2 protein-coding genes and 1 riboswitch are annotated in these 1,318 nt (G+C 70.1%); both genes read right to left on the bottom strand.

Annotation, left to right across the window (positions count from 1 at the left end):
* Positions 1-403: homocysteine S-methyltransferase family protein (locus DEIPI_RS30425; protein WP_342667510.1), on the bottom strand; the 403-nt coding region annotated here is incomplete at its 3' end.
* A gap of 103 nt (positions 404-506) precedes the next feature.
* Positions 507-630: riboswitch (SAM riboswitch) on the bottom strand.
* Between the two features lie 105 nt (positions 631-735).
* Positions 736-1,318: ABC transporter substrate-binding protein (locus tag DEIPI_RS39565; RefSeq protein ID WP_045234147.1), on the bottom strand; the 583-nt coding region annotated here is incomplete at its 5' end.

The raw sequence follows: 1,318 nt of genomic DNA, 5'->3' as shown, positions 1-1,318 counted from the left end.
CGCCCGCCACGAAGCGGGGCCGCGCCGGGTCGAGCCGCGTGAGCTCGTCCGCGATCTCGCGCGCGAGCCGCGCGCCCTCACGGTTGAGCTCCCACACCCACGCGCCCGTCCCGTAGTCCGCCTGCGAGATGGACGTCGCGTTAAAGGTGTTGGTGCTGACGATGTCCGCGCCCGCCTCGAAGTACGCGCGGTAGATGCCCGAGATCACGTCGGGCCGCGTGAGGTTCAGTAGGTCGTGGTTGCCCTTGAGGCGCACGTCCGGGAAGTCCGCGCGGCGGTAGTCCTCCTCGCGCAGGGGGTGGCGCTGGATCATGGTGCCCATCGCGCCGTCGAGGATCAGGATGCGCTCGCGCGCGACGTCGCGCACGTTCGGGCGGGCGGGGGTGGATGCATGGTGCGTCAAGGTGCTCTCCTCGCGGTCGCGGCGTGCCCTGCGCGAAAAAAGGTGAACGCGCAGGCCGATGGTGAGCCTGCGCATGAAAGGGCGCATGGGCGTGGCCGCTGTGGCTCCATCGTTCCCGCTTTTGCGCCATCGTCGGCGTGGAGCGGGCTGGGAAGCACCGTGCCGTGATGAGGGCCGGTTGCCGCGCCGTCATGGGGCCAGGTCCCTCGGGCGCGTCTGGATGAAACCGCGCGAAGGCCGCGCGATGCAGCCATTCTGCCGGGCCACGCCCCCGGGGTCAAGAGGCGGGGCGGTCGGGACGCGCCCCGACCGCCCCGCCCGCGCGTGCCTGACTACTTCTTCAAGGCCCGGATCATGGAGAGGTTCACGAACTTCGAGAGGTCGGGCACGTCGCGCGCGAAGCCCGCCTCCTTGTTGAGCACCGCGTACTCCGCGAGCTTGTCGAGCTCGATCTCGTCCGTGACCCTCGTGCGCGCGAGCGCTTTGAATAGCACGTCGCGGTCGGGGCGCTGCCGCGTGATCTCGAAGATCTCGTCGCTGACGGCCTTCTGCGCCGCCGCGTTGGACTTCCTGATGTACGCGATGCCCGCGAGGTGCCCGCGCAGCACGGCCTGCGTGAGCTCCGGGTTCTGGCTCATGAAGCGCGTGCTGCCGACCAGCACCGTGGTGGTGTAGTCGCCGCCCTTCCAGATTTGCTTCTCGTTGAGCACGAGCCGCGCGCCCTGCTGCTCCAGCACCGCGCCCCACGGTTCCTGCACGAGCGCGGCGTCCACCTGCTTCGCGGCGAACGCGGCGGGCATGTTGGCCGGGTCGATCGGCACGATGATCACGTCGCCGCCCTGGTCCTGCGGCACGAGCCCGTTCTCCTTGAGGAGGTGACGCAGGCTGATGTCCTGCGTGCTGCCGCGCGTCGGC

It is taken from the genome of Deinococcus pimensis DSM 21231 (assembly GCF_000519345.1).
Taxonomy (GTDB): Bacteria; Deinococcota; Deinococci; order Deinococcales; family Deinococcaceae; genus Deinococcus_A; species Deinococcus_A pimensis.
The sequence above is the reverse complement of the archived record's forward strand: the minus strand, read 5'-3'. Positions and strand labels throughout refer to the sequence as shown.